At 72.0% G+C, this 22,791-nt stretch carries 23 protein-coding genes; 14 read left to right on the forward strand and 9 right to left on the reverse strand.

Annotated elements, in window-relative coordinates; all coding sequences use genetic code 11:
* Positions 1-16 precede the first annotated feature (16 nt).
* The 5 genes from ACFY7H_RS24240 (at position 17) to ACFY7H_RS24260 (ending at position 5,541) form a co-directional block, all read left to right on the forward strand.
* Complete coding sequence (locus ACFY7H_RS24240) at positions 17-1,252, forward strand: CaiB/BaiF CoA transferase family protein (protein ID WP_388941381.1); 1,236 nt, start codon at positions 17-19, stop codon at positions 1,250-1,252.
* On the forward strand, positions 1,249-2,112 hold the full coding sequence (locus tag ACFY7H_RS24245; RefSeq protein ID WP_388941383.1) for an HpcH/HpaI aldolase/citrate lyase family protein: 864 nt from the start codon (positions 1,249-1,251) through the stop codon (positions 2,110-2,112). The genes ACFY7H_RS24240 and ACFY7H_RS24245 overlap by 4 nt, the downstream gene beginning before the upstream one ends.
* Before the next feature lie 68 nt (positions 2,113-2,180).
* On the forward strand, positions 2,181-3,050 hold the full coding sequence (locus ACFY7H_RS24250) for a cyclase family protein (protein WP_388941386.1): 870 nt from the start codon (positions 2,181-2,183) through the stop codon (positions 3,048-3,050).
* A complete protein-coding gene (locus tag ACFY7H_RS24255; protein ID WP_388941389.1) occupies positions 3,047-4,501 on the forward strand; it encodes an MmgE/PrpD family protein in 1,455 nt (484 codons plus the stop codon). Before ACFY7H_RS24250 ends, ACFY7H_RS24255 begins: the two co-directional genes overlap by 4 nt.
* A gap of 41 nt (positions 4,502-4,542) precedes the next feature.
* Positions 4,543-5,541, forward strand: coding sequence for a superoxide dismutase (locus ACFY7H_RS24260; RefSeq protein ID WP_388941392.1), 999 nt, complete (start codon positions 4,543-4,545; stop codon positions 5,539-5,541).
* A 404-nt stretch (positions 5,542-5,945) separates the two neighbouring features.
* On the opposite strand, the gene ACFY7H_RS24265 is transcribed toward ACFY7H_RS24260, so the two are convergent.
* The 5 genes from ACFY7H_RS24265 to ACFY7H_RS24285 form a co-directional block, all read right to left on the reverse strand.
* Entirely contained in the window at positions 5,946-6,461 is a 516-nt protein-coding gene (locus ACFY7H_RS24265; protein WP_388941395.1) for a hypothetical protein, read from the reverse strand.
* The gene (locus ACFY7H_RS24270; RefSeq protein ID WP_388941398.1) at positions 6,458-7,789 is read right to left on the reverse strand and encodes a hypothetical protein; all 1,332 of its coding nucleotides are present in this window, start codon (positions 7,787-7,789) and stop codon (positions 6,458-6,460) included. Before ACFY7H_RS24270 ends, ACFY7H_RS24265 begins: the two co-directional genes overlap by 4 nt.
* Positions 7,790-7,931: 142 nt before the next feature.
* A complete protein-coding gene (locus ACFY7H_RS24275; protein ID WP_388941401.1) occupies positions 7,932-8,084 on the reverse strand; it encodes a hypothetical protein in 153 nt (50 codons plus the stop codon).
* A gap of 305 nt (positions 8,085-8,389) precedes the next feature.
* A complete protein-coding gene (locus ACFY7H_RS24280) occupies positions 8,390-9,847 on the reverse strand; it encodes a SulP family inorganic anion transporter (protein WP_388941404.1) in 1,458 nt (485 codons plus the stop codon).
* Between the two features lie 73 nt (positions 9,848-9,920).
* Positions 9,921-10,514: a carbonic anhydrase gene (locus ACFY7H_RS24285; RefSeq protein WP_388941407.1), complete on the reverse strand. Its 594-nt coding sequence runs from the start codon at positions 10,512-10,514 to the stop codon at positions 9,921-9,923.
* A 684-nt stretch (positions 10,515-11,198) separates the two neighbouring features.
* Here ACFY7H_RS24285 and ACFY7H_RS24290 point away from each other — a divergent pair.
* From ACFY7H_RS24290 to ACFY7H_RS24305, 4 genes are all read left to right on the forward strand, one after another.
* The gene (locus ACFY7H_RS24290) at positions 11,199-12,974 is read left to right on the forward strand and encodes a flavin-containing monooxygenase (protein ID WP_388941410.1); all 1,776 of its coding nucleotides are present in this window, start codon (positions 11,199-11,201) and stop codon (positions 12,972-12,974) included.
* Between the two features lie 119 nt (positions 12,975-13,093).
* Positions 13,094-14,209, forward strand: a complete 1,116-nt coding sequence (locus ACFY7H_RS24295) for an AI-2E family transporter (RefSeq protein WP_388941418.1) — start codon at positions 13,094-13,096, stop codon at positions 14,207-14,209.
* A gap of 134 nt (positions 14,210-14,343) precedes the next feature.
* The gene (locus tag ACFY7H_RS24300) at positions 14,344-14,853 is read left to right on the forward strand and encodes a RidA family protein (RefSeq protein WP_388941422.1); all 510 of its coding nucleotides are present in this window, start codon (positions 14,344-14,346) and stop codon (positions 14,851-14,853) included.
* Between the two features lie 233 nt (positions 14,854-15,086).
* Complete coding sequence (locus ACFY7H_RS24305) at positions 15,087-15,956, forward strand: MBL fold metallo-hydrolase (RefSeq protein WP_388941425.1); 870 nt, start codon at positions 15,087-15,089, stop codon at positions 15,954-15,956.
* 79 nt (positions 15,957-16,035) lie between these two features.
* Here the strand turns inward: ACFY7H_RS24305 and ACFY7H_RS24310 are convergent, their stop codons facing one another.
* Positions 16,036-16,221 carry a hypothetical protein gene (locus tag ACFY7H_RS24310; protein ID WP_388941429.1) on the reverse strand — a complete coding sequence of 62 codons (186 nt, stop codon included), beginning with the start codon at positions 16,219-16,221 and terminating at the stop codon, positions 16,036-16,038.
* A gap of 277 nt (positions 16,222-16,498) precedes the next feature.
* On the opposite strand from ACFY7H_RS24310, the gene ACFY7H_RS24315 reads away from it, so the two are divergent.
* The 3 genes from ACFY7H_RS24315 to ACFY7H_RS24325 all read left to right on the forward strand — a co-directional run bounded on the left by ACFY7H_RS24315 (position 16,499) and on the right by ACFY7H_RS24325 (position 18,581).
* On the forward strand, positions 16,499-17,197 hold the full coding sequence (locus ACFY7H_RS24315; protein ID WP_388941432.1) for an intradiol ring-cleavage dioxygenase: 699 nt from the start codon (positions 16,499-16,501) through the stop codon (positions 17,195-17,197).
* A gap of 59 nt (positions 17,198-17,256) precedes the next feature.
* A complete protein-coding gene (locus tag ACFY7H_RS24320; protein ID WP_388941435.1) occupies positions 17,257-17,844 on the forward strand; it encodes a hypothetical protein in 588 nt (195 codons plus the stop codon).
* 116 nt (positions 17,845-17,960) lie between these two features.
* A complete protein-coding gene (locus ACFY7H_RS24325; protein WP_388941438.1) occupies positions 17,961-18,581 on the forward strand; it encodes an HAD family hydrolase in 621 nt (206 codons plus the stop codon).
* Positions 18,582-18,637: 56 nt separating this feature from the next.
* Here ACFY7H_RS24325 and ACFY7H_RS24330 read toward each other — a convergent pair whose 3' ends face one another.
* Positions 18,638-19,063 (reverse strand): hypothetical protein, encoded by a 426-nt coding sequence (locus tag ACFY7H_RS24330; protein WP_388941441.1) that lies wholly within the window; start codon positions 19,061-19,063, stop codon positions 18,638-18,640.
* A 77-nt stretch (positions 19,064-19,140) separates the two neighbouring features.
* The gene (locus ACFY7H_RS24335) at positions 19,141-20,256 is read right to left on the reverse strand and encodes an NADAR family protein (protein WP_388941444.1); all 1,116 of its coding nucleotides are present in this window, start codon (positions 20,254-20,256) and stop codon (positions 19,141-19,143) included.
* A gap of 95 nt (positions 20,257-20,351) precedes the next feature.
* Here ACFY7H_RS24335 and ACFY7H_RS24340 point away from each other — a divergent pair, with 95 nt between their 5' ends.
* Both ACFY7H_RS24340 and ACFY7H_RS24345 read left to right on the forward strand, forming a co-directional pair.
* Entirely contained in the window at positions 20,352-21,224 is an 873-nt protein-coding gene (locus ACFY7H_RS24340; protein ID WP_388941447.1) for an endonuclease/exonuclease/phosphatase family protein, read from the forward strand.
* Positions 21,225-21,368: 144 nt separating this feature from the next.
* On the forward strand, positions 21,369-22,088 hold the full coding sequence (locus tag ACFY7H_RS24345; protein WP_388941450.1) for a class E sortase: 720 nt from the start codon (positions 21,369-21,371) through the stop codon (positions 22,086-22,088).
* A 37-nt stretch (positions 22,089-22,125) separates the two neighbouring features.
* On the opposite strand, the gene ACFY7H_RS24350 is transcribed toward ACFY7H_RS24345, so the two are convergent.
* Positions 22,126-22,743, reverse strand: coding sequence for a nucleoside/nucleotide kinase family protein (locus ACFY7H_RS24350; protein ID WP_388941453.1), 618 nt, complete (start codon positions 22,741-22,743; stop codon positions 22,126-22,128).
* Positions 22,744-22,791: the final 48 nt, after the last annotated feature.

Consider the following 22,791-nt stretch of genomic DNA (forward strand, 5'->3'; position numbering starts at 1 on the left):
ATGTTTTCTGAAGAGCATGATCAACCGATCCGGCCCCGATCCCCATCAGCACCCAGGGCCCTCCGGCTCCCCGCTCCCACTCGCCGGCCTGAAGGTCATCGACACCGCCACCCTCTTCGCCGGTCCCTTCGCCGCCACCCTGCTAGGGGACTACGGCGCGGACGTCCTGAAGATCGAACACCCCGACGGTGATCCGGCCCGCCGCTACGGCGCACAAGCCGACGGCGTCCCCGTCTGGTGGAAGGTCGTGGCGCGCAACAAGCGCTCCGCCACCCTGGACCTGCACACCGACGAGGGCCGGCTGTTCTTCCGCCGCCTCACGGCCGACGCCGACCTCGTCGTGGAGAACTTCCGCCCCGGCACCCTGGAACGCTGGGGTCTGGACTACGCCACCCTCAGCGCCGGCAACCCCCGCCTGGTGCTCCTGCGCATGACCGGCTTCGGCCAGACCGGCCCGTACGCACACCGGCCCGGCTTCGGCACGGTCGGCGAGGCCATGAGCGGGCTCGCCCACCTCACCGGCAGCCCCGACGGACCGCCCACCCTGCCCTCCTTCCCCCTCGCCGACGCCGTCGCCGGCCTCACCGCGGCCTTCGCCGCGCTCACCGCACTGCGCGCCCGCGAGCTGACCGGCCGCGGACAGGTCGTCGACCTCTCCATCGTCGAATCGATGCTCGGTGTGCTCGCGGGCCCCCTCGCCACCCACGACCTCACCGGCATCATGCCCACCCGGCAGGGCAACCGCTCGCCCAACAACGCACCGCGCAACGTCTACCGCACCAAGGACGACCACTGGGTCGCCGTCGCCGCCACGACCGTCTCCATCGCCGAGCGCGTGGTGCGCCTGGTCGGCCGCCCCGAACTGGCCGAAGAGCCCTGGTTCGGCACCGGAGCCGGCCGTGCGCTGCACGCCGACGAACTCGACGCCGCCGTCGGCGGCTGGATCGCCGGACGCACCCGCGACGAGGTCGTGGACGCCTTCGAGCACGCCCAGGCCGCCATCGGCCCCGTCTACGACTTCGCCGACGTCCTCCAGGACCCGCACCTTGCCGCACGCGGCTCCATCGTCTCCCTACCCGACCCGGAGCTCGGCACGATCCGCATGCCGGGCGCCGCCTTCAGGCTCTCGGACACCCCCGGATCCGTGCGCTCGGCCGGTCCGCGCCTGGGCGAGCACACCGCCGAGGTCCTCGCCGAGATCGGCATCGGACACGAGGAGCTGTCCGCACTCGCAGACAGGGGAGTCATATGACCGCCGCGGTGCACCGCAGCTACCTGTACGTCCCCGCCCACAAGAGGCGCGTGGTGGAGAAGGCGTACGCGAGTCAGGCCGACGCCGTCGTCCTCGACCTGGAGGACGCCGTCCCGCTGGACAGCAAGGACGACGCCCGGCGCGCCGCCGCCGCCATCCTGACCACCATCCCGCCCAAACCCACGTACGTACGGGTCAACCCCGTCGCCGGCGGCCTCGCCCGCGACGACGTACGGGCCGTCGCCTTGCCCGGCCTCGCCGCGATCCGGCTCCCCAAGGTCGAGCATCCGCAGCAGATCCGCGAAGCGGCCCGGTGGCTCGAGGAAGCCGGCAGCGACGCGGGCGTGCAGATCCTCGTCGAATCCGCCCTCGGCGTCGAAGCCCTGGGCGAGCTCGCCCGCGCCACACCCCGCCTGGAGCGCATCGGCCTCGGCGAGAACGACCTGCGCGCCGACCTCCGGACCGACTTCGACGGGCCCACCATGGACGCCGCCCGGGTGCGCTGCGTCTTCGTCTCCCGCGCCGCCGGGCTCGTCAGCCCGGCCATGAGCGTCTACCCGCGCCTGGACGACCCGGACGGGCTGCGCCGCTCCTGCCTGGCCGGGCGCGCCATGGGCTACCTCGGACGATTCGCCGTCCACCCTTCCCAACTGGCGGTCATCAACGAGGTGTTCACCCCCTCCGTGGAGGAGGCCGCCGACGCCCGCGCCGTACTGGCGGCCGCCGCCTCCCGGCCGGACTCGGGATCGTCCGTGTTCGTCACCGCGGACGGCCGCACCGTCGCGCCGCCCCTGGTCGCCCACGCCCGGGCCGTCCTGACCATGGCCGACGCGCTGTCGGCCACCGCCCCCACCCCGTGACCCCGGCTCGCCCCCCTTCCCGGGCACACACCTCACGACGTGCCCGATCCGCCAGTGAAAGGCAACCGATGACCGACGCCCCGCCCCTCCCGGCCACCGCCGCCGACCCCCTCCTCAGGGCCATCGCCGCAGGGACGACCATCCACGACCTCGCCCAGCCCCTGGAGAACGGCATGCCGTGCTCCCCGAACCACCCGGGCTTCCGCATGGCACTCCTGCGCCGCCACGGCGACGGGACCCGGCCGGACGGAAGCTCCGCGGCCAACGAACTCATCGTCACCGGCGGCCACGTCGGCACGCACATCGACGCACTGTCCCACGCCTCCCACCACGGACGGCTCTTCGGCGGCCACGACGCCGCCGAGGCCCAGCGGGGCGGACGCTTCTCCGTCCACGGCATCGACACCGTGCCGCCCATGGTCTGCCGCGGCGTCCTCCTCGACGTGGCCGCCGCGCACGGCACCGACGTCCTCGACGCCGGCTACGGCATCACCGCCGACGACCTGGCACACGCCGCCGCCGTCGCGGGCGTCCTGCCCGCCGCACAGGACGTGTGCCTCGTACGCACCGGCTGGGCGCGGCGGTGGAGCGACGCCCAGGCGTACATCGGCCAGGAGACCGGCGTACCCGGCCTCACCGAGTCGGCCGCCGTCTGGCTCGCCGACCGCGGCGTGCGCGCCGTCGGCGCCGACACCACCGCCGTCGAAAGGATCCCCGCCGGCCAAGGCCATGCGGTGCTGCCCGTCCACCGCACCCTGCTCGTCGACCGGGGCGTCCACCTCATCGAGCACATGAACCTGGAGACGCTGTCCGCCGCCGGAGCGGCCGAATTCCTTTTCGTCCTGAGCCCGTTGAAGATCACCGGCGGTACGGGCTCCCCGGTCCGGCCGCTCGCCGTCCTCAGCACCCCCGCCCCCGCCCGGGAGGAGTCGCGATGACCACCACACCCCCCGGCCCCGCCACCACCCCCCTGGTCCGCCGCCTCGCCGCCTTCGCCGTCGCGGCCCGCGACCGGGGCCTGCCCCCGGAGCTGCGCGCCGAGGCCGCGGAACGCGTCCTCGACTGCCTCGGCAACAGCCTCCTGGCACGCGACGAACCCGCCTCCCTGGCCGTCCTGGCCGTCGCCCGGGACTGGGGCAGCACCGGGCCCGCCCACGTCATCGGAACGGACCGGTCACTGGCCGCGCCCGCGGCCGCCCTCGTCAACGGCACCCTGGCGCACGCCATGGACTTCGACGACTCCCACATGCTCTCCGTCCTGCACCCCAGCGCCTCCGTGATCCCCGCCGCGCTCGCCGCCGCCGAAGCCACGGGAGCCTCCGGACCGCAACTGCTCGACGCCGTCACCGTCGGCACCGAGGTGTGCATCCGCCTCGGCATCGCCGGCTACGACCCGGACCTCGGCAACTCCCTGTTCTTCGAGCGCGGCCAGCACGCCACCTCCATCTGCGGCACCCTCGGGGCGGCCGTCGCCGCCGCCATGCTCCTCGGCGCGGACGAGGACACCATCGCCGCCGCCCTCGGAATCGCCGCGAGCACCGGCGCCGGCCTCCTGGAGGCCAACCGCACCGGCGGCACCGTCAAGCGGATGCACTGCGGCTGGGCGGCCCACGCCGGCGTCGCCGCCGCCCAGCTGGCCCGGGCCGGCATCACCGGGCCGCCGACCGTCCTGGAGGGCCGGTTCGGCTTCTTCCAGGCGTGGTGCGGCGACCGGGCCCGCCCCGAGACGGTCCTCGACGGCCTGGGCGAACGCTGGGAGACCAGCGAGATCATCGTCAAGCCGTACCCGTGCAACCACTTCACGCACCCCGGCATCGACGCCGCGCTGCGCCTGCGCGCCGGAGGCGTCCGCGGCGCCGACGTCGTCCACGGCGAGCTGCGCGTTCCCACGGCCATGCACCGCACCATCGGCGAGCCGGCGGCCGCCAAGGCCACCCCCGCCACCGGCTACGCCGCCGCCTTCTCCGGCCCCTTCACCGTGGCCACCGCCCTCCTCGGCGGCGGAGGACTCGGTGTCTGGTTCGACGACTTCACCGACGCCGCCGCCCACGACCCGGCCCGGCGCGCCCTCGCCGGCGTGATCCGCTGCGTGCCCGACCCCGGCCTCGACCCCCTGTTCCCCACCCGGCTGCCGGCCCTGCTGCGGGTCACGACCCGCGACGGCCGGCGGCACGAGATCAGCGTCGCGACCAGCAAGGGCGGCCCCGACATGCCCCTGACCGACGCGGAGAAGGAACGCAAGTTCCGCCTGTCGGCCGGTACCGCCCTGCCACCACGGCGCGTGGACGCCGTCCTGGCAGCGGTACGCGCCCTGCCCGAAGGCGGCAGCGCCACGGACCTCCTCGCCCTGTGCTCCGTACGAGCCGCCCCACAGCCCTCCGCGGCATGACCACCGATTCCCGCCACCCACCAGGAAAGGTCCGACCCGCCATGTCATTCAGCACCCCGAACCGCCTGCGCACGCGCCTGAACCGCCTCGCCGTCGGCGGGGCGGCAGCCCTGTGCGCCACGGTCCTCGCCGCCGCACCCGCCCTCGCCGCACCCACCGTGGGGACCGCCGCCTCCCTGCCCGGGTACGGGCTCTACCCGGAGAGCCTCACCCAGGACCCGGCCACCGGCGACCTGTTCGTCTCCGCCTACGGCGACGGCTCCGTCCTGCGCCTCCCGGCCGGCGGGACGCAGGCGTCCGTCTTCCTTCCGGCCGGCGCCGACGGCAGAGCCCACGCGGCCGGAGTCAAGGCCGACGGGTCCGGCCGGCTCTGGGTCTCCGGCGGCACGGACCGCTCCGTCACCGTCTACGACGCCACCACCGGCGTCCGCGTCGCCCGGTTCCACATCCCCTTCGCCTCCGGAGGCGTGAACGATCTCACCTTCGGCCCCGACGGCACCGCGTACCTCACGGACTCGTTCAACCCCGCCGTCTACCGGGTCACTCCCCAACAGCTGACCGACGCCCGCACCGGGGGCACCGACACCGCCCTCGGCATCTGGCGCGACCTCGCCGGCACCCCCGCCGACTACACCCAGCACTCCGGCATCAACCTCAACGGCATCGCGTACGTCGACGGCGGAGCCCTGCTGACCGCCAACACCACCACCGGCGCCCTCTACCGGATCGCCACCGACACCGGAGCCGTCACCGCGGTCCCCGGAGTCTCCCTGCCCAACGCCGACGGCCTCCACTACCGGGACGGCAAGCTCTGGGCGGCCCTCAACCGCACGAACACCCTGGTACGCCTGACCGTGTCGGCCGCCGCCCGGTCCGTCACCCAGGACGTCGCCTTCAGCAGCCCCGCGCTGGAGATCCCGACGTCCGTCATCCGCTCCGGCGACCACCTGCTCGTCACCCGCTCCCAGTACGACAAAGGCGGCCCCTTCGGCGCGGGAACACCCCTCCCCTTCACGGTCGCCGAGGTCGACGGCTTCTGACCCGCCCACCGCTGCCCCTCCCGGGTATCGCGGGCGTAGGGAAAACCCTCTGGCTGCTCGGCCGCGGTGACCGCGGAAGCTTCACGGAACGCGTGCGCACCGACGAGCACGCCGGCGTCGGCCTGGCCATCGTGCGCGGCATCGTCCGCGCACACGACGGAACCCTCGACCTCACCCCGCGCCCCTCGGCGGCGGCGAGCTTCTTCTCCGCCGGCATGGGTGCCTGCGGCGTGGTCTTCAGCGACACCGATTCCGCCGTGGCGCTCGACACCACCATGTCGTCGCGCGTGATCGGCGCACAAGCGGGCCCCCGTCCAGCCGACGGGGGCCCGTTGGGCGGCTCCACCCGCGGCGGCCGAGGCGCGGTGCCGCGAACAGGGCCGTGCGGTCGGCCGCGAGGAGCCTCAGGGCGCGACCGGATCCGGTGCCGGTTCGAGGGCCGAGATCTCGGCGAGGGACAGGTTCATCCCCTCGTGCAGGAAGCGGACGATCGTCCAGTGCGGCAGGATCCCTTCGTCCATGGGGCCGAACTCCGCGCAGTACAGCGGGATCCAGCGCAGCGCTTCCTCAACGGCCTGTTCCCGCCCGGGCTCCGCCTGGTAGTCCTCGTACCCGATGCTGCGGTGGTGGATGAAGAAACCCCCCGGAAGCCGTTCCTCGCACAGCGCGCGGTATTCGCGGGTCTGGAGGATGAGGTAGTGCCAGATCTCGTCGATGTCCTGCTCGACCGGGAGGAACAGTCCGCCGAGCCGGTCCGGGTGGGCGGAGACGAGGTAGAGGTAGCGCAGGCATTCCAGCACCTGCCGCTCGGCGTAGGGCCGCGCGACGCCGGTGCGGCGTTCGGCGTAGCGCACCGCCTCCTCGTGCAGCGGCTCGCCGAGCAGCGCGCGCAGGGTTTCGGGCGTCACACGGGGGCTCATGCGGTTTCTCCTCGGGGGTCCGCGTCCGGCAGGTCCGGGTCGGTGGCGGGCGCCAGCCAGGCGTACTTGCCGGACGCGCCGATCGGCAGGTGGGTGGTGTGCCCCGTGCTGCAGGGGCGTCCCGTGAGGGCGGTGAGCTCGGCGGCGAGCGCGGCGGCCGGTCCGGCGGCCAGCGGGTGCCCGTCGAAGGTGGTGTAGCGCAGCCGGGCCGGGGCGCCGGGGCTGCCGCCGTCCGCTTCGAGGCGGTAGAGGAAGATCTCCGGCGCGGTGGCGGCCACGCGGTCGTCCAGGTCGGCCTGGGCGACGGGGCCGTGGGGGGTCTCCAGCAGTTCCTTCTCGCGTCCGCAGAAGGCGACCACCTTCTCGGGGTCGGTACTGCCGTCCGAGGTGCGGACGCAGTCACCGGAGCGGTAGCGCACCAGCGGCATGTACGGGTTGCGGATGCTGGTGACGATCAGGCTGTGGATCCCGCTGCCGGGGGCCACCGGGACGAGCTCGATGCCCATCCGGTCCAGATACGGGTGGTAGCGGCCGTGCCGGTCGCTGTAGTAGAGGTAGCCCAGCTCGGTGCTGCCGAAGAGGTCGATCACCGGTATCCCGAACCGCTGCGTGAGGTACCGGCGGACATTGGCCGGGGTGTACTCGTACGCGGTGACGATGCTGGCCGGCTGCGGGAACGCCTCCGGGTTCCACAGGCCGAACGCCGAGGCGCGGTGCACCAGGTGCGCGAGGTGGTATCCGGAGCAGTCGAGGTGGTAGGCGCCGTCCGGATGCGCGGAACAGACCTCGCGTATCTCGGCCAGTATTCGCTCGACATCGGCCCGGTCCCACTGCGCGGGGTCCAGACGGGTGTTGAGGTACAGGGTGCGCTCGTCGAGCCTGCGGTCCTCCAGGGTCGGCAGGGCGGCCGGCTCGGTGCCGTTGCGGCGGGCGTTGACGCGCGCCACGTGCTCGGTGGCGAGCACGGTGGTCAGCGAGACCCGCTGGCAGCCGCTCTCCCAGGTCTTCGCCAGGTCCGGGTGCTCGCTCCACAGCCGGTAGTAGGAACGCAGCAGGAAGTACGGGGGCCGGATGAGCTGCATCCGGGCGTGATGGGTGCCGGTCGACCAGACGTACTCGGCCTCGCCGGCCTCGAGGGCGGCTGCCAGGCGCGGGGTCATCCAGTTGTCCGGGAAGCCCCGGGCGATCTCCGGCTTCTCCAGGATGGGGAAGGCGCCCCGGTCGAGAGCGGGGCGGTAGACCGGGATGTCCCGGACGCAGTCGATGACGTCGGAAACCGGGAGTCCCTCCGAGTGCGGGATGCCGGTCGGGTTGGTTGTGCCGTCCATGGCCACTTTCGGTTGTGGGGCGTGCGGGGGCAGGTCCCCCAGGGTGCGGGCCGCCGGACCGGGGCGGGCGGAGACGGTGCCACCGCCCTCCACCCCGGCCCGACGGACCGTCACCTCTGGCTGACCGGCTTGATCGGACGCGTTAGGAGATGCAGCCGCTCTTGCCGGTCACGCTGATGCAGCCGGCCTTGGGAGAGGCGCTGATGCACCCGTCCTTCGCGCCCTGCACGGAGTTGGCCTCGACCCAGCGGCGCCACACGTCGTCCTGGGTCATCTTGCGGATGAGCTGCTCCATGGGAGTACCTCCAGAGATAGTGGAAAAAATGCGGCATCCAGTGTTTTGCGCCGCCGCACAAAATTAAAAAACACGGCAAGGAATGGTCAACAAGAAACCAAGAGTTGGCGTGTATCCGGCACAAGGAGGCCGAAACAGATGGCTACTCCTGTGGCGGATGATGTGCCCGGGGCTCGTAGCGGGTGGCGGGGACGAGGCCCGCGGCCCACGACGTGACCCTGGCCGCCCGGAACGGGGAGCGGCTGGTCGTGTACGCCGAGGGCCGGGCCGTACGGAGCGGCACCGGCCCCGGAGTGACCGGTCGGTCAGGTTCTCGCGAGCTCCCCGATGGTGGCCCCGCGCTGCTGGGCCCAGTTCTCCAGAGTGGTGCGGCAGGCGTGGTCGAGGTGACGCAGCTCGGAGAGGTCGAGTTCCACGGGGTGGCCCGCCGGGAGTGCTTCGAGCGTTTCGAGCATGTGCGGCAGGCGCAGGAAGGTGGCGGAGCCGGTCAGGGTGACCAGGAACCGGCCGTCGGTCGTCTCGTGGACGTCGAGGCGGACGTGAGAGGTCTCCCAGGCGCTCTTGACCACCGCGAGGGCGATGCCGAGGAGGACGCCTTCGAACATGCTGGTGGTGATGATGGCGATGGCGGTGACGGCCAGGACGAGGACTTCGCCCCGGTGCGAGCGCCACAGGGGCAGCAGGTCCTTGACGGGGATGAGCTTGCAGCCCGCGTGCACGAGGACCCCGGCGAGCGCGGCCAGCGGGATGATGCCGATCGCGGCCGGAAGGAGGGCGGCGAAGAGCACCAGCCACAGCCCGTGCAGGATGCGGGAGAGCTTCGTCTTGGCTCCGGCCTGGACGTTGGCGGAGCTGCGGACGATGACGGCGGTCAGGGGCAGGGCGCCGAGCACGCCGCAGATGGCGTTGCCGACGCCCTGCGCCATCAGTTCCTTGTCGAAGTCGGTCCGCGGACCGTCGTGCATGCGGTCGACGGCGGCGGCGCTGAAGAGGCTCTCGGCCGAGGCGATCAGGGCGAAGGCGATGACCGTGCCGATGGCGGCGAGGCTGCTCAGTGCGGCGAAGTCGGACATCCCCGGCGGCTGGATGGCGGAGAGCAGTCCTTGTACCTCGACGCGGGGAACCGACCAGCCGGCCGCCGCGGTGACGGCCGTGGCCAGCGCGACCGCGGCCAGCGGCGCGGGAACCGTCCGGGCCTTGGCCGGGAGCTTCGGCCACAGGACGAGGACGGCGATGGTGCCGGCACCGATGCCGAACGCGGTCAGGGCGTGGCCGGAGGTGGCGATCTCGGCGGCCAGACGCGGCAGACCCAGGATCTTGTCGAGTCCGGAGCGGGGCTGCTTGACGTCGGCCATGGTGTAGAGCTGCCCGAAGATCAGGACCAGCCCGATTCCGGCGAGCATCCCCTGGACGACCGAGACCGTGATGGCACGGAAGAATCGTCCGAACCGCAAGGCACCCAGGACGATTTGGGCCAGACCGGCGATCAGGACGATGACGCCCAGGGTGCCGAGGCCGAACTCCTGGACGGCCTCGAAGACCAGTACGGTGAGGCCGGCGGCCGGGCCGCTGACCTGGAGGGAACTGCCGGGCAGGAAGCCGACGACCAGTCCGCCGACGATGCCGGTGATCAGGCCGAGTTCCGCGGGTACTCCGGAGGCGACGGCGACTCCCACGCACAAGGGGAGGGCCACCAGGAAGACGACGAGGGACGCCAAGGCGTCACGCCGCAGATGGGCGGGCTTTTTGAGGGTGAGGGTCATCAGCGGGAATCCTTGCGAGGCCGTGGCGGAAGGGGAGGGTTGCTGGGTGGCCCGTGGGGCGGGCGGATGGGGGTCACAGCGGCCGGAAGGAGTCGTCGTCCGGCCCGTACTCCTTGACGGATCCGGTGTGGACCTCGTAGTACCAGGCGTGCACCGTCAAAGTTCCGGCCTCGACCCGTTCCGCGATGCACGGGTGGGTGTACAGCCGTTCCAGCTGCGCGACCGCGTGACGCTGGACGGCCTCGGCGAGGTCGGGGGAGAGGGGCATCGCCGTCTCGGGCTGGACGGCGGCGCGCTCCAACCACCCTCGCACGGCGGGCAGTTCGGAGAGATCGCCCCCACTCACCAGGGCGTTGACCGCCCCGCAGTGGGAGTGCCCGCACACGATGACGTCGCGGACACCCAGCACCCGTACCGCGTACTCGATGGTGGCCGTCTCGGCGGCGGGGTGGTCGCTGCTGTACTCGGGCACGATGTTGCCCGCCGTACGGAGCTCGAACAGCTCACCCGGGCGGGCGCCGGTGATCAGGGAGGGGATCACGCGGGAGTCGGAGCAGGTGATGAACAGGACCTCGGGGCTCTGCCCGGCCTCGAGGGCGTTGAACTCCTCGGCGCGCTCCGCCACATGCGTCGAGAAGGATCGTGCGTTGTCAACCAGGGACTTCATGGTGGCCTTTCTCCTGCGTCCATTACCACGAGGGTGAGTGGGCGCGGTGTGTTCAGGTCATCAGTCGATGGGTATGCGGACGAGCCCGAAAGGGCGCGCCGCCGGCTTGTGCGTCATCGTCGACGCGATGAGGTGTTCGAAACGGGAAGGAGCTCTCGCCTACCGTGCGGAAGAGCTTTCCGCCGCCTGGAGGAAGGAGCGGGAACGTCTGCGCTCGGGGAGCGGCCCTGTCGACCCGTGGCCGGAATCGTATGAACTCCGCCGCTGATGCATCAGTACCTCTCCTCCCTCGGTAAGACAGTCATGGGCCGGAGCACACCAACTCATGACCGACCAGGAGCGTCAGCTAGTCGGCTTGACTGCCGCACGAACACCTCTTTGCCTGGAGATTACCTCACCGTCGAGGGTCAAGTCATGGCCAAAATATGGCCAAGTGGCGTTCTCCGCGCGGAAAATGGCGCATTCCCCACGGTGGCGCACTAAGGCGTACTCCTGGTGGAGGACGAGTGGAGAGTGCGCCCCCGAAGACGGGACGAACGGCAGGAGAACGAGCCGATGGCGCTCCCTGCCCACCGCGAGGGGCTGTTGAGCCGATAACCGGGGGCCGGAGGGAAGCCGTGGCGATCGGACCGTGGGGTACGGTCACTTCCCGTGACGCCTGGAGTGCACCAGGATGGCGCTCCCGTGCACTACGTCTTCGCCGGCCCCACGCTCGACGACCGTACCCGCCCCGTCACGGCGCAGGGCCGCGCCGCGCGCGGGGAGATGGAGAATCCGATGGACACCACCACCGCCCCTTCCGCCGCCCACCCCATCGACGCGGTCGTCGTCGGGGCGGGCCTCTCCGGCCTCTTCCAGCTGTACCGGCTGCGTCAACTCGGCCTGACGGCGGTGGTCTTCGAAGCGGGTGACGACATCGGCGGGACCTGGTACTGGAACCAGTACCCCGGCGCCCGCTGTGACGTCGAAAGCATGTCGTACTCCTACTCCTTCTCCCCGGAACTGGACCAGGAGTGGGAGTGGAGCGAGCGCTACGCGTCCCAGCCGGAGATCCTGCGCTACATCCACCACGTCGCCGACCGCTTCGACCTGCGCGGACACATCAGCCTGCGCACCCGCGTCACCCGCGCCGCGTACGACGAGGACCGTCACGTCTGGCAGGTCTCCACGGACACCGGACGCACCGTCTCAGCCCGGTTCCTCGTACTGGCCTCGGGTTGCATGTCCGTCCCCAACGACCCGGGGATCCCCGGAGCGGAGACCTTCACCGGTGACCTCCACCACACCGCCCGCTGGCCGCACGAGGAGGTGTCCTTCGCCGGCAAGAGGGTCGCCGTCATAGGAACCGGATGCTCCGGTGTGCAGGCCATACCGGTCATCGCCGAGGAAGCGGCCGCCCTCACCGTCTTCCAGCGCACTCCGGCCTACGTACTGCCGGCCCACAACCGCCCGCTGCACAGCGCGGAAGTCGCCGAACTGAAGGCCCGCTACCCGGAGTTCCGCCAGGCCCAGCGACTGTCCCGGGGCGGGACCGTCTTCGAGCCGCCGACCGGGTCGGCCCTGGAGGCGGACGAGGCGGAGCGCACCGCCGCCTACGAGGCCGCCTGGAACTCGGGCCTGCTCAGCGGGCTGCTCCGCACGTACACCGACATCCTGACCGACGAGAAGGCCAACGAGACCGTGGCCGAGTTCGTCCGGTCCAAGATCCGGTCGATCGTCACCGACCCGGCGACGGCCGAACTGCTCTCCCCGCGCTTCCCCTTCGCAACCAAACGCCCCTGCCTGGGCACCGGCTACTACGCCACCTACAACCAGCCGCACGTGACGCTGGTGGACCTGCGCACCAACCCGATCGAAAAGATCACACCTCAGGGCATCCTGACCTCGGACGGGGAACACGCATTCGACGTCATCGTCTTCGCGACCGGCTTCGACGCCTTGACCGGCTCTCAACTCGCCATCGACATCGTGGGCAAGGCCGGGGCGACGCTCCGGGAGAAGTGGGCGGACGGCCCGCGGAACCACCTGGGGCTGATGTCGGCCGGCTTCCCCAACCTCTTCACCGTCCTCGGCCCCCTCAGCCCGTCCGTGCTCTCCAACATCGCGGTGTCCCTGGAACAGCAGGTGGAGTGGATCACCGCCTGCATCGCCCATCTGCGCCGGCACGGCCTCACGGAGATCGACGCCACTCCGGAGGCCGAAGCGGCCTGGGGCACCCAAGTGGCGGAGATCGCCGCCAGGACGCTCTACCCGGCCGTGGCCTCCTGGTACACGGGAGCGAACATACCGGGCAAGCCGCGGGTGTTCCTGGCGTACGCGGGCGGGCTGGACCGCTACCGGGCCGAATGCGATGCCGCCGCCCGGAACGGATACACCGGCTTCGTCCTCTCCACCACCGGGTCCTCGGCCGGACCCGTCCCGGTCCACAGCGCGCCGGGTCCCGCATCGCCCGCCGGGTGACGCCGCCGGCGACGGTGCGGCTCCGGGCGACGCCGGCCGGCCCGGCCCGGAGCCGCACCGCCCCCCTGACCGGCGGCGGTGGTACCCGGCCGTGAACGGCGTGTGAATAGGGTGACCCCATGTCTGTCACACTCAGCTCCGCAAGAGCCGCCGCCGCCCTCCGCACGACGGCACGGGTCTCCGCCGAGTCGCTCGTGGTCCTGGTCATGGTGGCGGTGACCCTGTGGGTCCTGGGCCGCATGTGGTCGGTGGTCTGGCCGCTCATAGTCGCTCTCCTCCTCACCACCCTGACCTGGCCCCTGGCCGCGTTCCTGCGCCGGCGCGGGTGGCCTCCGGCTCTGGCCGCCTCCGTGGTGACCGTGCTGTTCCTCCTGGGGGCCGCCGGCATCGGGGCGCTGATCGCCGTACCCGTGGCGTCCCAGTCCGGCGAGCTGGTCGAAGGCGTCTCCGAGGGCATCCGGCAGCTGCGCGAGTGGGCGGCCGGGCCGCCGCTGAACATCGGCAACGACCAGATCACCGGCGCGGTCGACGCCGCGATGGCCCGCCTCCAGAACAGCGTCGGCGGTGCGGTCTCCACCGTCGTCACGGGAGTGAGCACCGTCTTCAACGGCCTGGTCACGGCCATCCTTGCGGTCTTCCTGATGTTCTTCTTCCTCAAGGACGGCCCCCGCTTCCTGCCGTGGCTCACCCGTCAGCTTCCCGGCAGGCTGGGCACCGACATTCCGGTGGTGGCCGAGCGCGGCTGGCTGACCCTGGGCTCATTCGTCCGCTCCCAGGCCTTCGTCGGTCTCCTCGACGCCGTGTTCATCGGGCTGGGCCTGTGGATCGTGGGCGTACCGCTGGTCCTGCCGCTGGCGGTGCTGACGTTCGTCTCCGCGTTCGTGCCGATCGTCGGAGCCCTCTTCGCCGGTCTGGTGGCTGTGCTCATCGCACTGGTGTCGAACGGCCTGACGGACGCGCTGATCGTGCTGGCGATCATCGTCGTGGTGCAGCAGCTCGAGGGCAACGTGTTCCAGCCCATGATCCAGAGCCGCGGTCTCGGTCTCCACGCGGCGGTGGTCCTGCTGGCGGTCACGCTGGGGGGCAATCTCGCCGGCGTCGTCGGCAGCCTGCTGGCCGTACCGGCGGCCGCCCTCCTGGCCGTCGTCTGGAACTACCTGCGCGAGCAGCTCAGCGAACCACCGCTTGAGCCGGAGGCCGAAGAGGCGCTTCCCACGGCCCCGGTGCCGTCGTAGCACAGCGGGACCACGGGCACCGCCCCCGGGGCGGTGCCATGTGACGTCCACTCGATTCCCATGCGAGGAGTTCTCCCTTTCGCCGTGACAGCGTCGGGGCTCCGGACTCCACCGGGGACGAAAGGACAAGAGGAATGACCAAGTCAAGGCGTAGGTTCGGCATCGGCGCCGTGGTGGCCGCGATCGTGGCCGCGATGTTCACCTTCACGGGACTGCAGGGCGCCACCGCGCAGGACCAGGGACGCCGCGGCTGGGACCACTTCGGGTTCGGGGTGCCGTGGGAGGAGTCCTACGGGTACTCGCAGGGCATCAGAGCCGGCGACACGATCTACATCTCGGGGCAGGTGTCCCACGACGCGGCCGGGAACTTCGTGGGCGCCGGCGACTTCGAGAAGCAGGTGCGCACGTCGTTCGACAACCTGGACAAGGTCCTCGCGCACTACAAGGTCCCGCGCAGCCAGATCATCAGCATGAAGATCTTCACGAAGGACCTCCGCCAGAACTTCGACACGGCCGCCCGGCTGCACAAGGAGTACGTCGGCAACCACCGCACGACCGACACCATCGTGGGTGTCAGCGACATGTCGGTCCCCGAGCAGCTCGTGGAGATCGAGGCCATCGTCAAGGTGACACCGCGCTCCTGACCGGCCGGGCATCGCGGCGGTCACCGAGCGAGGGCCCCTCCGCCGAACGGCGAAGGGGCCCTCGCGCACGCCCCCGCCGACGGCCGCCCAGCACACCCCGCCCCGACCGCGTCGGATCGGGTCGGGCCCGGAAGCGCAAGATCGCCCGGGCCTACCGGTTCCGGCCCCGGGCGGGGTATCCCTGGAGGAAGGACCTGACCGGGTCCGTCGGCCCTCCAGGAAGGAAACCCGTCGTGGACGACTGGTACGTGGACGACCGTTGCTTCAACTGCGATGTCGCACGACAGCTCGCGCCCGGGCTGATCGGCGAGGCCGGCGGAAAGTCCCATGTCCTGCGCCCGCCACGCGATGAAGCGGAGACGCGGCGCTTGCACGCGGCCGTCTTCGCCTGCCCCACCCGCTCGATCCGCTCCCCCTCCGGGCAGCCGGACCGGCGGCTCGATCCCTTTCCCATGGCGCTGGACGAGGGCGTGCTGCTGTGCGGCCACAACTCACAGCGCACCGCGGGGGCCAACTCCTACTTGCTCCTGCGGCCCTCCGGCACGGTGATGATGATCGACACACCGCGCTGGAGCCGCGGACTCGCCGAGCGCTACGCCGAATCCGGCCAGGTCACCGACGTACTCCTCACGCACCGCGACCACGCTGCCCACGGCCGCCGCTACGCCGACCATTTCGGCGCCCGGCTGTGGATCCACGAGGGAGACCTCGACGCGGCTCCGGACGCGGACCAGGTGATCCGGGGTCTCGAACCCAGGGAGATCGGTGAGGGAGTCACCGCCCATCCGCTCCCCGGCCACACCCGGGGCAGCGTGCTCTACCTCGCGGACGACCGGTACTGCTTCAGCGGGGACAGCTTCTACTGGTCACGCACCACCGGTGACCTGGAGGTCGCGGAAAGCGTCACCTGGTACTCCATCGAGGCATTGGCCACCTCACTGGCCAGGACGGCCGGACGGATCCGCTTCGAGTGGGTCCTGCCGGGCCACGGCGATCGCCGCCGGCTGTCCGCCGACGAGATGTCCCTGCGATTGAGCGACCTCGCGGAGCGGACCCGGCTGCTGCGGCCCCGGCCGGTCGACCTCACCGCCGTGCGCTGGTGACAGGGGGCGCTCCCGGCGCGCTCGAACACGATCAGTGACCTCTGTGCCACCACCTGGGCCCTCACTCCCTTTTTTTGCATTACGGCTCGAAGGTCGCGATGGAGTAGACGACGAGAATCACTAGAAGCGTCAGTCCGACCAGGAATCCGATGGCCGCGGACCTCTCGGAACGCTCTCTGTGGGCCCGGTCCTCCGCCAGATCCTGCCTGTGCCGTACGCGTTCCCAGACCTCCGTCGCGGCCGGGTCCTCGGCCATTTCGTCCATGCCGCGCCGCATCAGGCGCGCAAGGTCCCGCTCCGTGATCTTTTTTGAAGGGTCGATATCGGAATCGTCTTTCACAACCCACCCCGCAGTTATCGACGAGTTACGAGAAATCTTCGTATGAAGAACGTTTCTCTGGACTTTGAGATCGGCATTGGCGAAATGGTGCGAACTCGGGGCCCCGGCCCGTGTCGGTCGCCGCACCGCCCGGGGCCGACGGGCACAGTGTTGCCCGCCCGCCGCCGAAGCGCGAAGGCAGACCTACCCCGAGGGAGCCCCCATGACCCGGAACGACGCCGACCCCACCCCCCGTCGCGCGGTCCTGCTGGCCGCCGGCACGGCCGGTGTGGCCGCACTCGCCTCCACCCTGGCCGCATCGGCCGCCGCGAGCACGGACGGCGACCCCCGCCCGCAGCCGGATCCACGGCGAAGCGGCGAGGCACCACGCTGCGTACTGACCACCGAGTGGGGAGCCGGCCCGTACTACCTCGACCTCGACCTGGTCCGTTCCGACATCACGGCAGGACGCGAAGGCGTTCCGTTCCGGCTCGACCTGACCGTCGTCCGCACCTCCGACGGCTGCCGGCCGCTCGAGGGAGCCGCCGTCGACGTCTGGCAGGCGGACGCCGCCGGTGACTACTCCGCGGACGGCGCCACCTGGCTGCGCGGCACCCAGTTCACCGACAGCGCCGGGCGGTGCGCCTTCCGGACCATCGTTCCCGGCTGGTACGCCGGACTCGCCCCCCACATCCACTTCAAGGTACGCACGGACAACCGCTCGGAAGCCACCTCACAGCTGTTCTTCCCGGAGGACTTCCTGAAGGAGCTGTACACGCGACCGCCCTACGCGCAGCGCGAGGTGCCCCAGCACCCCAACGAGCGTGACGACCGCTACCGCGAGTCCGGTGCCGCGCTCACGCTCGCTCCCCTTGCGGACGGCCCCGGGTTCCGTGCCGCCTACACCATCGGCATCGCCTGACGCGCCGCTGCCGAGGGGGCGCCCACGGTGAGCTCCGGGGAGGCGGATAGCGTGCCGGCATGGCGATGACGGGGAAGCAGCGGGTCCTGTACCGGCAAGGCAGCGGGTTCTGGCGGATGACGGCGAAGTGGGTTCTGGTCTTCGGGGCCGTGTCCCTGCTGGACGGCGCGGTGATCCGGTCGTGGAGTTACGCCGTGGTCTGGCCGATGATCGGGATCGTGCTGTGGGTGCCGTTCGGGATCGGCGTCGTCTGGTACTCGAAGAAGGACCAGCGGATCGTGCTGACGACGCGTGAACTACGGGTGCGCCGCAGGCGGATGCCGATGGAGAAGGTGAACCTGCTGCACGTGGCGCGCCTGTGGCTGGACGGGCGGTCGACCGCGGACGACCGGCCGGTGGCGGAATGGACGCGGTCCGTCCGGGTGGTGTGGGTGCCGCTGCGGGACGGCAGGGCGTTCGGCGTGGAGTTCCGCGACCCGGCCGCGTTCGCCAAGGTCTTCGGCGCCTTCGCGCTCGCGGCGTGCGGCGGGCCGGACATCGTCCGCGCGAGGGCCGCGGCGGAGAGCTACCCGGATCCGGTGCCCCTGCGGTCCCGTTCCGCCGCCGGTGAAGGTTCCTGGTCGGACCTCCTGGACGTCCTCAACTGAGAACGACACGGGCGACGGACGCCGATCGGGTACAGGCGAAGGCACCGCGGAGTGGACGGAGGGCGCCCCGGGCAGAGCGCGGAGGGGAGAGCCCCCACCTTCCGGAGGTACACCACATGTCCGTGCTCTTCTTCGACATCGGGGCCACTCTGGCCGATGCCCGCCTGGAACCCGACGGCACGCTGACGCTCAGGGTCAGGCCCCGGGTGGACGCCGTCCTCGATGCCCTCGGTGACGTGCGCAAGGGGATCATCTCGAACCCCGGTCCGGGCGACGGCGCGGCCGAGCGCGCCGCGGCGGCCCTCGAGGAGGCGTTCCCCGGCCGTTTCGCGGACGCGGGTCTGGTGCACTGGGGCGTGAAGGACGGCCGCGGGATCTTCGACCTGGCCGTCGCGAGTACGGGAGGCGCACCGGCCGACGCGTGCGTGTTCGTGGGGGAGGACGCCCAGGAGAGGGCGTTCGCGCGGCAGGCGGGCATGCGTACGGCTCCGCATCCGGTGTTCGCCCTCGCCGCGCTGGAGAACCGTGCCGTGTTCTTCGCGCGGGTCGGGCTGCCGGACGGGCAGGACGCGTCCGAGCTGACCGCCGCGGCGGAGGCGACCGAGGCCGTTCCCGTGCAGGTGGCCTCGGAGCGGTTGGTGGTCGTCATGGCGAGCGAGCTCGGAGCCGAAGCGCTCGGACGCGCCGGGTTCACGGTGGAGGGGCGCGACCCGGTGGAGGCCGGCCCGCCCACCTGATCGGCGTGCCGGACGCGCTTCGTCGGAAATGGGGGGAGAGGGGCCCGAGCAGCCGGTCAGGGCCTCTCCAGCCGCCCGGCGACGGCATCGATGCCCGACGCCCGCAGCCTGCGGGCCAGAAGCTCCATCTCGGGCAGCGTGCCCGAGTGGCTACCGGCCACGACCTCGCCCAGTACGGACCTGACCTCGGCCAGGCCGATGCCGAGCTCTGCCCGCAGTACGCGCATGACCGCCGCGCTCCGCGCCGTAGGGTCCACCCGCAGGCGGGCCGGTCCGTGCTCGGAGAGCAGACGGCTCCGCAGCCCGGCGGGTAGTTCACCACCGCAGACCGCCAGCGCGGACCCGCAGGAACGGCAGCTGCATTCCGTGTCCCAGCGCAAGGACCCGCTCACGAGGGCCTGGACACCCCGCCACTCCGCCTCCCCACCGCAATCCTGGCAGGCGGCCGAGTACCTGATCGACTCGAAGACCATCTGATCCATCCCCACCAACTCCCCATCAAGCGGAACGCCGGAGACCCGCGGGGCGTCTTCGCACGCCCCGACAGGTCGCCCCCGTGTCAGTCGGCGAGGGTCTGCCGGGCCAGGAGTTCGGACCGGACGAGTTCCAGGAGGCGGCCCGTCCAGTTGCGGCCCCGGCCCCCGTTCTCGCCCCAGAAGTCCGAGTCGGCGTCGTCGTAGAGGAGGGTCGCGTCACCCGTGGCCAGCAGGATCGCCGCGAGGTCGGGGTGCTGCTCGTACTTGGCGCGCACCAGCCGGGCCATGACCGCCGTCCGGACCTGCTCCCAGCCCTCGCGCCGCATCGCCGCGGCCGCGACCGTACGGGCCTTCGCGCCCGACTCCGCCGCCACGACCTCGGCCCGGGCCTGTGGATCGGCGACGGACCGGGCCCAGTAGGCGTGCGCCACCGACGGATAGGTGACGTCGCCGACGGTGATCGGGGCAGGGTAGCCGTTGCGCAGCGCCCGCTTGCCCGGGTCTTCGAGCGCGCGCTGCGGATACGACTGGTAGATCTTCACCGCGGGGGCGAAGGACTCGGCCGGCCCGTCGGCCGGCACCCGTGAAGGGGCGTCCGCGAGCCACCGCTCGCGGTCCTCGAAGTAGGCGACGGCCTCGTCGTACTCCTCCTGCGTGACCGTCTCCCCGGGCTCGTCCTCGGTCCGGCCGCCGGGCCCCGCCACCAGCGCCTGGAGGGGGAGGTCCCTGTGGTCCATGTCGCCGAGCGCGTAGTGCCGCACGGTCTCGGGAACGGCCAGGTAGGCGGCCCGGGCGGCGGCCCGGTTGTCCTCCGTGCGGTCCGCCATGAAGACGTCCACCGCGGCGAGGCAGCGGTCGGTCGAGTCGGGGCGGCCGTTCAGGGCGTCGATGGTGTCGCGGACTTCGGCGAGCAGCAGCTCCGGCGTCAGCCAGGTGCGCGGTTCACCGAACGTCCACGAGGCCAGGTGGTGCGCGGAGGCGCGTCCGCCGTCCGGAAGGCTGGTGGCCACCCATCCGCGGCGCAGCTTCCGCTCGAACTCGTCGAGGGTGACCAGCTCCCAGCAGTCGACGAGGCCGTCGGCGTAGATGAAGAGGTCCGTGAGGAAGTAGGAGCCGCCGTTGCATATGAACGCGTGCCGCCAGGTGCCCGGTACGCGGACGCCGTCCGCCGTGCGATGGGTGATGCGCTTGCCGATCATGCCGTGATGATGCCGGACGGACCGGCCGGGAGGCACCTCGATTGCGCGTCGAGGCCGCCGTGTGAGGATGTACGTCCACATCCGGGGAGGAGGCGATGGTGCTGAGCAGGGGCGCGCGGTGGGTCGCGGGCGCGATGACCGCGGTGTGCCTGGTGCTGCTCCTCGGTCCCGGCGCACCGAGCCGTGGCGTCCCACACGCCGGATCCCTGCCGTCCGGCGCCGCCCCGGAGGCCGTACCGGACCGGGTCGCCACGTGGAACATCTGCAATCCGTGTGGCGGGAGCGGGCGCAACGCCGGCCGGGCGACGGAGATCGCCACGTACGCGCCGCAGATCATCGGCCTGCAGGAGGCGTGCGTACGTGACGTCGAGCAGATCCGCGGGTACCTGGAGCAGGTGCACGGGCTGGTCTACCGGGTCGCGTACGGGACGGTCCAGCGGAACTGGAAACGCTGCGGCGGCATGCCCTGGCGGCCGGGCGGCTTCGGACAGGCGATCCTCTCGGCGGCGCCGATGACGGACCGGGTGAGCGCCGAATACCCCGACGGCGGCTCCGAGGACCGCGGTTACCTGGCCGTCACCACGCTGGTGGGCGGCCTGCCCGTCCGCGTCTTCAACACCCACCTCGCCGAGCGCCGGCAGGAGGAGGTACGGGCGGGCCAGGTGGGGGTGCTCGCCGCGGAAGTCGCCCGCCACGACCGCGCGATCGTCCTCGGCGACTTCAACGCCGTGCCGCACGCGCCCGAACTCGGCCCGATGTGGGCCCTGGCCCGGGACACGGACCCCGGCTGCCGCCCCTCCACCGCCGGAACCGGCGCGTGCGCGACGACCACCGACTGGAACAGCAAGTTCGACTACGTGTTCCTGCGCGGCCTCACCCCGCTCACGCACCGCGTCCACCCCAGCCCGCACTCGGACCACCACGTGGTGCACGCCGACCTGGACCCGGGCCGGCTGCCGACCCGCTGATTCCGGGGCGCGCCCCGGCCCCGGGCGGGGAGGCAGGTCACAGGACGGGGCTCTTATGGTCCTTTCCTCCGTATGTCACCCTGGCAGGGGGAACCGGGTCCCCCGCCTGCCGCACGACCCGGCCGACCGACACGGAACCGCCCCATGCTCCTGCCGCTGCCCTCCCGAGCCGTACCCGCCGTACTCGTCGGCGCCGTCGTCGCCCTGCTGGCCGCGTGCGGGCCCTCGGCCGCCGTGGGCACAGCCGTCCCGCCCGCCTCCTCCGCCTCGCACACGTCCGTCCCGGCAGCGCCCCCGGCGGCTCCCGCGACGCCCTCCGCGCCGGCGCCCGAGCCCGTGCCGAACCGGGAGTCGACGCTGTCCATACCCTCCGTGGGGATCGCCGGACTCCGCGTCGTGCCCTACGAGGGCACGACCGACGACGTACCGGGGACCCGCATACAGGACCGGGGCGTGGCGGCCAGCCCGTACGGGAAGGGCGGCGGAACCGGCCCCGGCCGGGTGGGCAATTTCCTGGTCACCGCGCACCGCCTCTCGGCGGGCGGCCCGCTGCGCGACCTGCCCGCCGTGGACGAGGGAGACACGGTCCTGGTGACCTCGGGCGGCCGGACGTACACCTACGAGATCGTCGAGACCCGCAAGACGTCCTTCCGCTCCGCGCGCTCGCTGAGCGAGCAGCGCGCCGCCGTGCCCGGGAAGCCCGGGACCGCCCCCACCCAAGCCATGATCACGATCTCCACCTGTGCCACGCCCGAGGACCACGCCGAGGGGAACTTCTGGAGCGACGCGCAGGGCAACCCCGAACACCGCATCGACAAGATCGGCGTCCTGCGCAAGACCTCCGGGCCCGCACCCGCCGCCTGACACGGGCCGCCGGGAGCGCCCCCCCCGCACGCGTACGTCAGCCCGGGTCGATGACGAGGTCGGCGCGGTGGCGGCCGCGCGCGACGAGCCGGGCGTTGGCCTCGTCGGACCGCGCCACCCAGGCGCGGGCGTGCGCGGGGTCCTTGCCGTGCCGTACGTGCCGGCCGACGAGGCGGTCCACCCGCAGGGCCTCGTCCGGGGCGAGGTACCAGGCCTCGTCCAGGAGAGGCCGTACCGGCGCCCAGCCGGCGGCGTCGTGCAGCAGGTAGTTCCCCTCGGTGATCACCAGGGGTACGGCCGGCCCGACGGGGATGCTGCCCGCGACCGGGTCCTCCAGCGAGCGGTCGAAGGCGGGCGCGTACACCGTGACCTCCTCGGGCGTGCGCAGCCGGCGCAGCAGGCAGACGTAGCCGGCCGCGTCGAAGGTGTCCGGCGCACCCCTGCGGTCGGCCCGCCCCAGCCGGTGCACCTCGGCCTGCGCCAGGTGGAACCCGTCCATCGGCACCACCACGGCCCGCTCCGGCCCGAGCGCCCCGGCGATCCGCGCCGCCAGCGTCGACTTCCCGGCTCCCGGCGGCCCGGCGATGCCGAGGATCCGCCGGCCGCCCCGGTCGGCCAGCGCACCGGCCCTCATGATCAGTTCCGTCGTCCGCACGTCCGTATCCTGCCCGAGGCCCGGGCCCGCGCGCGCGGCCCCCGGCCT

The organism is Streptomyces sp. NPDC012794 (assembly GCF_042901085.1).
Lineage (GTDB): Bacteria > Actinomycetota > Actinomycetes > Streptomycetales > Streptomycetaceae > Streptomyces.

What these genes read in the sequence shown, in the direction of transcription:
- ACFY7H_RS24240 (WP_388941381.1), top strand. Translation starts at nt 17, where the DNA reads ATGATCAACCGATCCGGCCCCGATCCCCATCAGCACCCAGGGCCCTCC.
- ACFY7H_RS24245 (WP_388941383.1), top strand. Translation starts at nt 1,249, where the DNA reads ATGACCGCCGCGGTGCACCGCAGCTACCTGTACGTCCCCGCCCACAAG.
- ACFY7H_RS24250 (WP_388941386.1), top strand. Translation starts at nt 2,181, where the DNA reads ATGACCGACGCCCCGCCCCTCCCGGCCACCGCCGCCGACCCCCTCCTC.
- ACFY7H_RS24255 (WP_388941389.1), top strand. Translation starts at nt 3,047, where the DNA reads ATGACCACCACACCCCCCGGCCCCGCCACCACCCCCCTGGTCCGCCGC.
- ACFY7H_RS24260 (WP_388941392.1), top strand. Translation starts at nt 4,543, where the DNA reads ATGTCATTCAGCACCCCGAACCGCCTGCGCACGCGCCTGAACCGCCTC.
- ACFY7H_RS24265 (WP_388941395.1), bottom strand. Translation starts at nt 6,461, where the DNA reads ATGAGCCCCCGTGTGACGCCCGAAACCCTGCGCGCGCTGCTCGGCGAG.
- ACFY7H_RS24270 (WP_388941398.1), bottom strand. Translation starts at nt 7,789, where the DNA reads ATGGACGGCACAACCAACCCGACCGGCATCCCGCACTCGGAGGGACTC.
- ACFY7H_RS24275 (WP_388941401.1), bottom strand. Translation starts at nt 8,084, where the DNA reads ATGGAGCAGCTCATCCGCAAGATGACCCAGGACGACGTGTGGCGCCGC.
- ACFY7H_RS24280 (WP_388941404.1), bottom strand. Translation starts at nt 9,847, where the DNA reads ATGACCCTCACCCTCAAAAAGCCCGCCCATCTGCGGCGTGACGCCTTG.
- ACFY7H_RS24285 (WP_388941407.1), bottom strand. Translation starts at nt 10,514, where the DNA reads ATGAAGTCCCTGGTTGACAACGCACGATCCTTCTCGACGCATGTGGCG.
- ACFY7H_RS24295 (WP_388941418.1), top strand. Translation starts at nt 13,094, where the DNA reads ATGTCTGTCACACTCAGCTCCGCAAGAGCCGCCGCCGCCCTCCGCACG.
- ACFY7H_RS24300 (WP_388941422.1), top strand. Translation starts at nt 14,344, where the DNA reads ATGACCAAGTCAAGGCGTAGGTTCGGCATCGGCGCCGTGGTGGCCGCG.
- ACFY7H_RS24310 (WP_388941429.1), bottom strand. Translation starts at nt 16,221, where the DNA reads ATGGACGAAATGGCCGAGGACCCGGCCGCGACGGAGGTCTGGGAACGC.
- ACFY7H_RS24315 (WP_388941432.1), top strand. Translation starts at nt 16,499, where the DNA reads ATGACCCGGAACGACGCCGACCCCACCCCCCGTCGCGCGGTCCTGCTG.
- ACFY7H_RS24320 (WP_388941435.1), top strand. Translation starts at nt 17,257, where the DNA reads ATGGCGATGACGGGGAAGCAGCGGGTCCTGTACCGGCAAGGCAGCGGG.
- ACFY7H_RS24325 (WP_388941438.1), top strand. Translation starts at nt 17,961, where the DNA reads ATGTCCGTGCTCTTCTTCGACATCGGGGCCACTCTGGCCGATGCCCGC.
- ACFY7H_RS24330 (WP_388941441.1), bottom strand. Translation starts at nt 19,063, where the DNA reads ATGGATCAGATGGTCTTCGAGTCGATCAGGTACTCGGCCGCCTGCCAG.
- ACFY7H_RS24335 (WP_388941444.1), bottom strand. Translation starts at nt 20,256, where the DNA reads ATGATCGGCAAGCGCATCACCCATCGCACGGCGGACGGCGTCCGCGTA.
- ACFY7H_RS24340 (WP_388941447.1), top strand. Translation starts at nt 20,352, where the DNA reads ATGGTGCTGAGCAGGGGCGCGCGGTGGGTCGCGGGCGCGATGACCGCG.
- ACFY7H_RS24345 (WP_388941450.1), top strand. Translation starts at nt 21,369, where the DNA reads ATGCTCCTGCCGCTGCCCTCCCGAGCCGTACCCGCCGTACTCGTCGGC.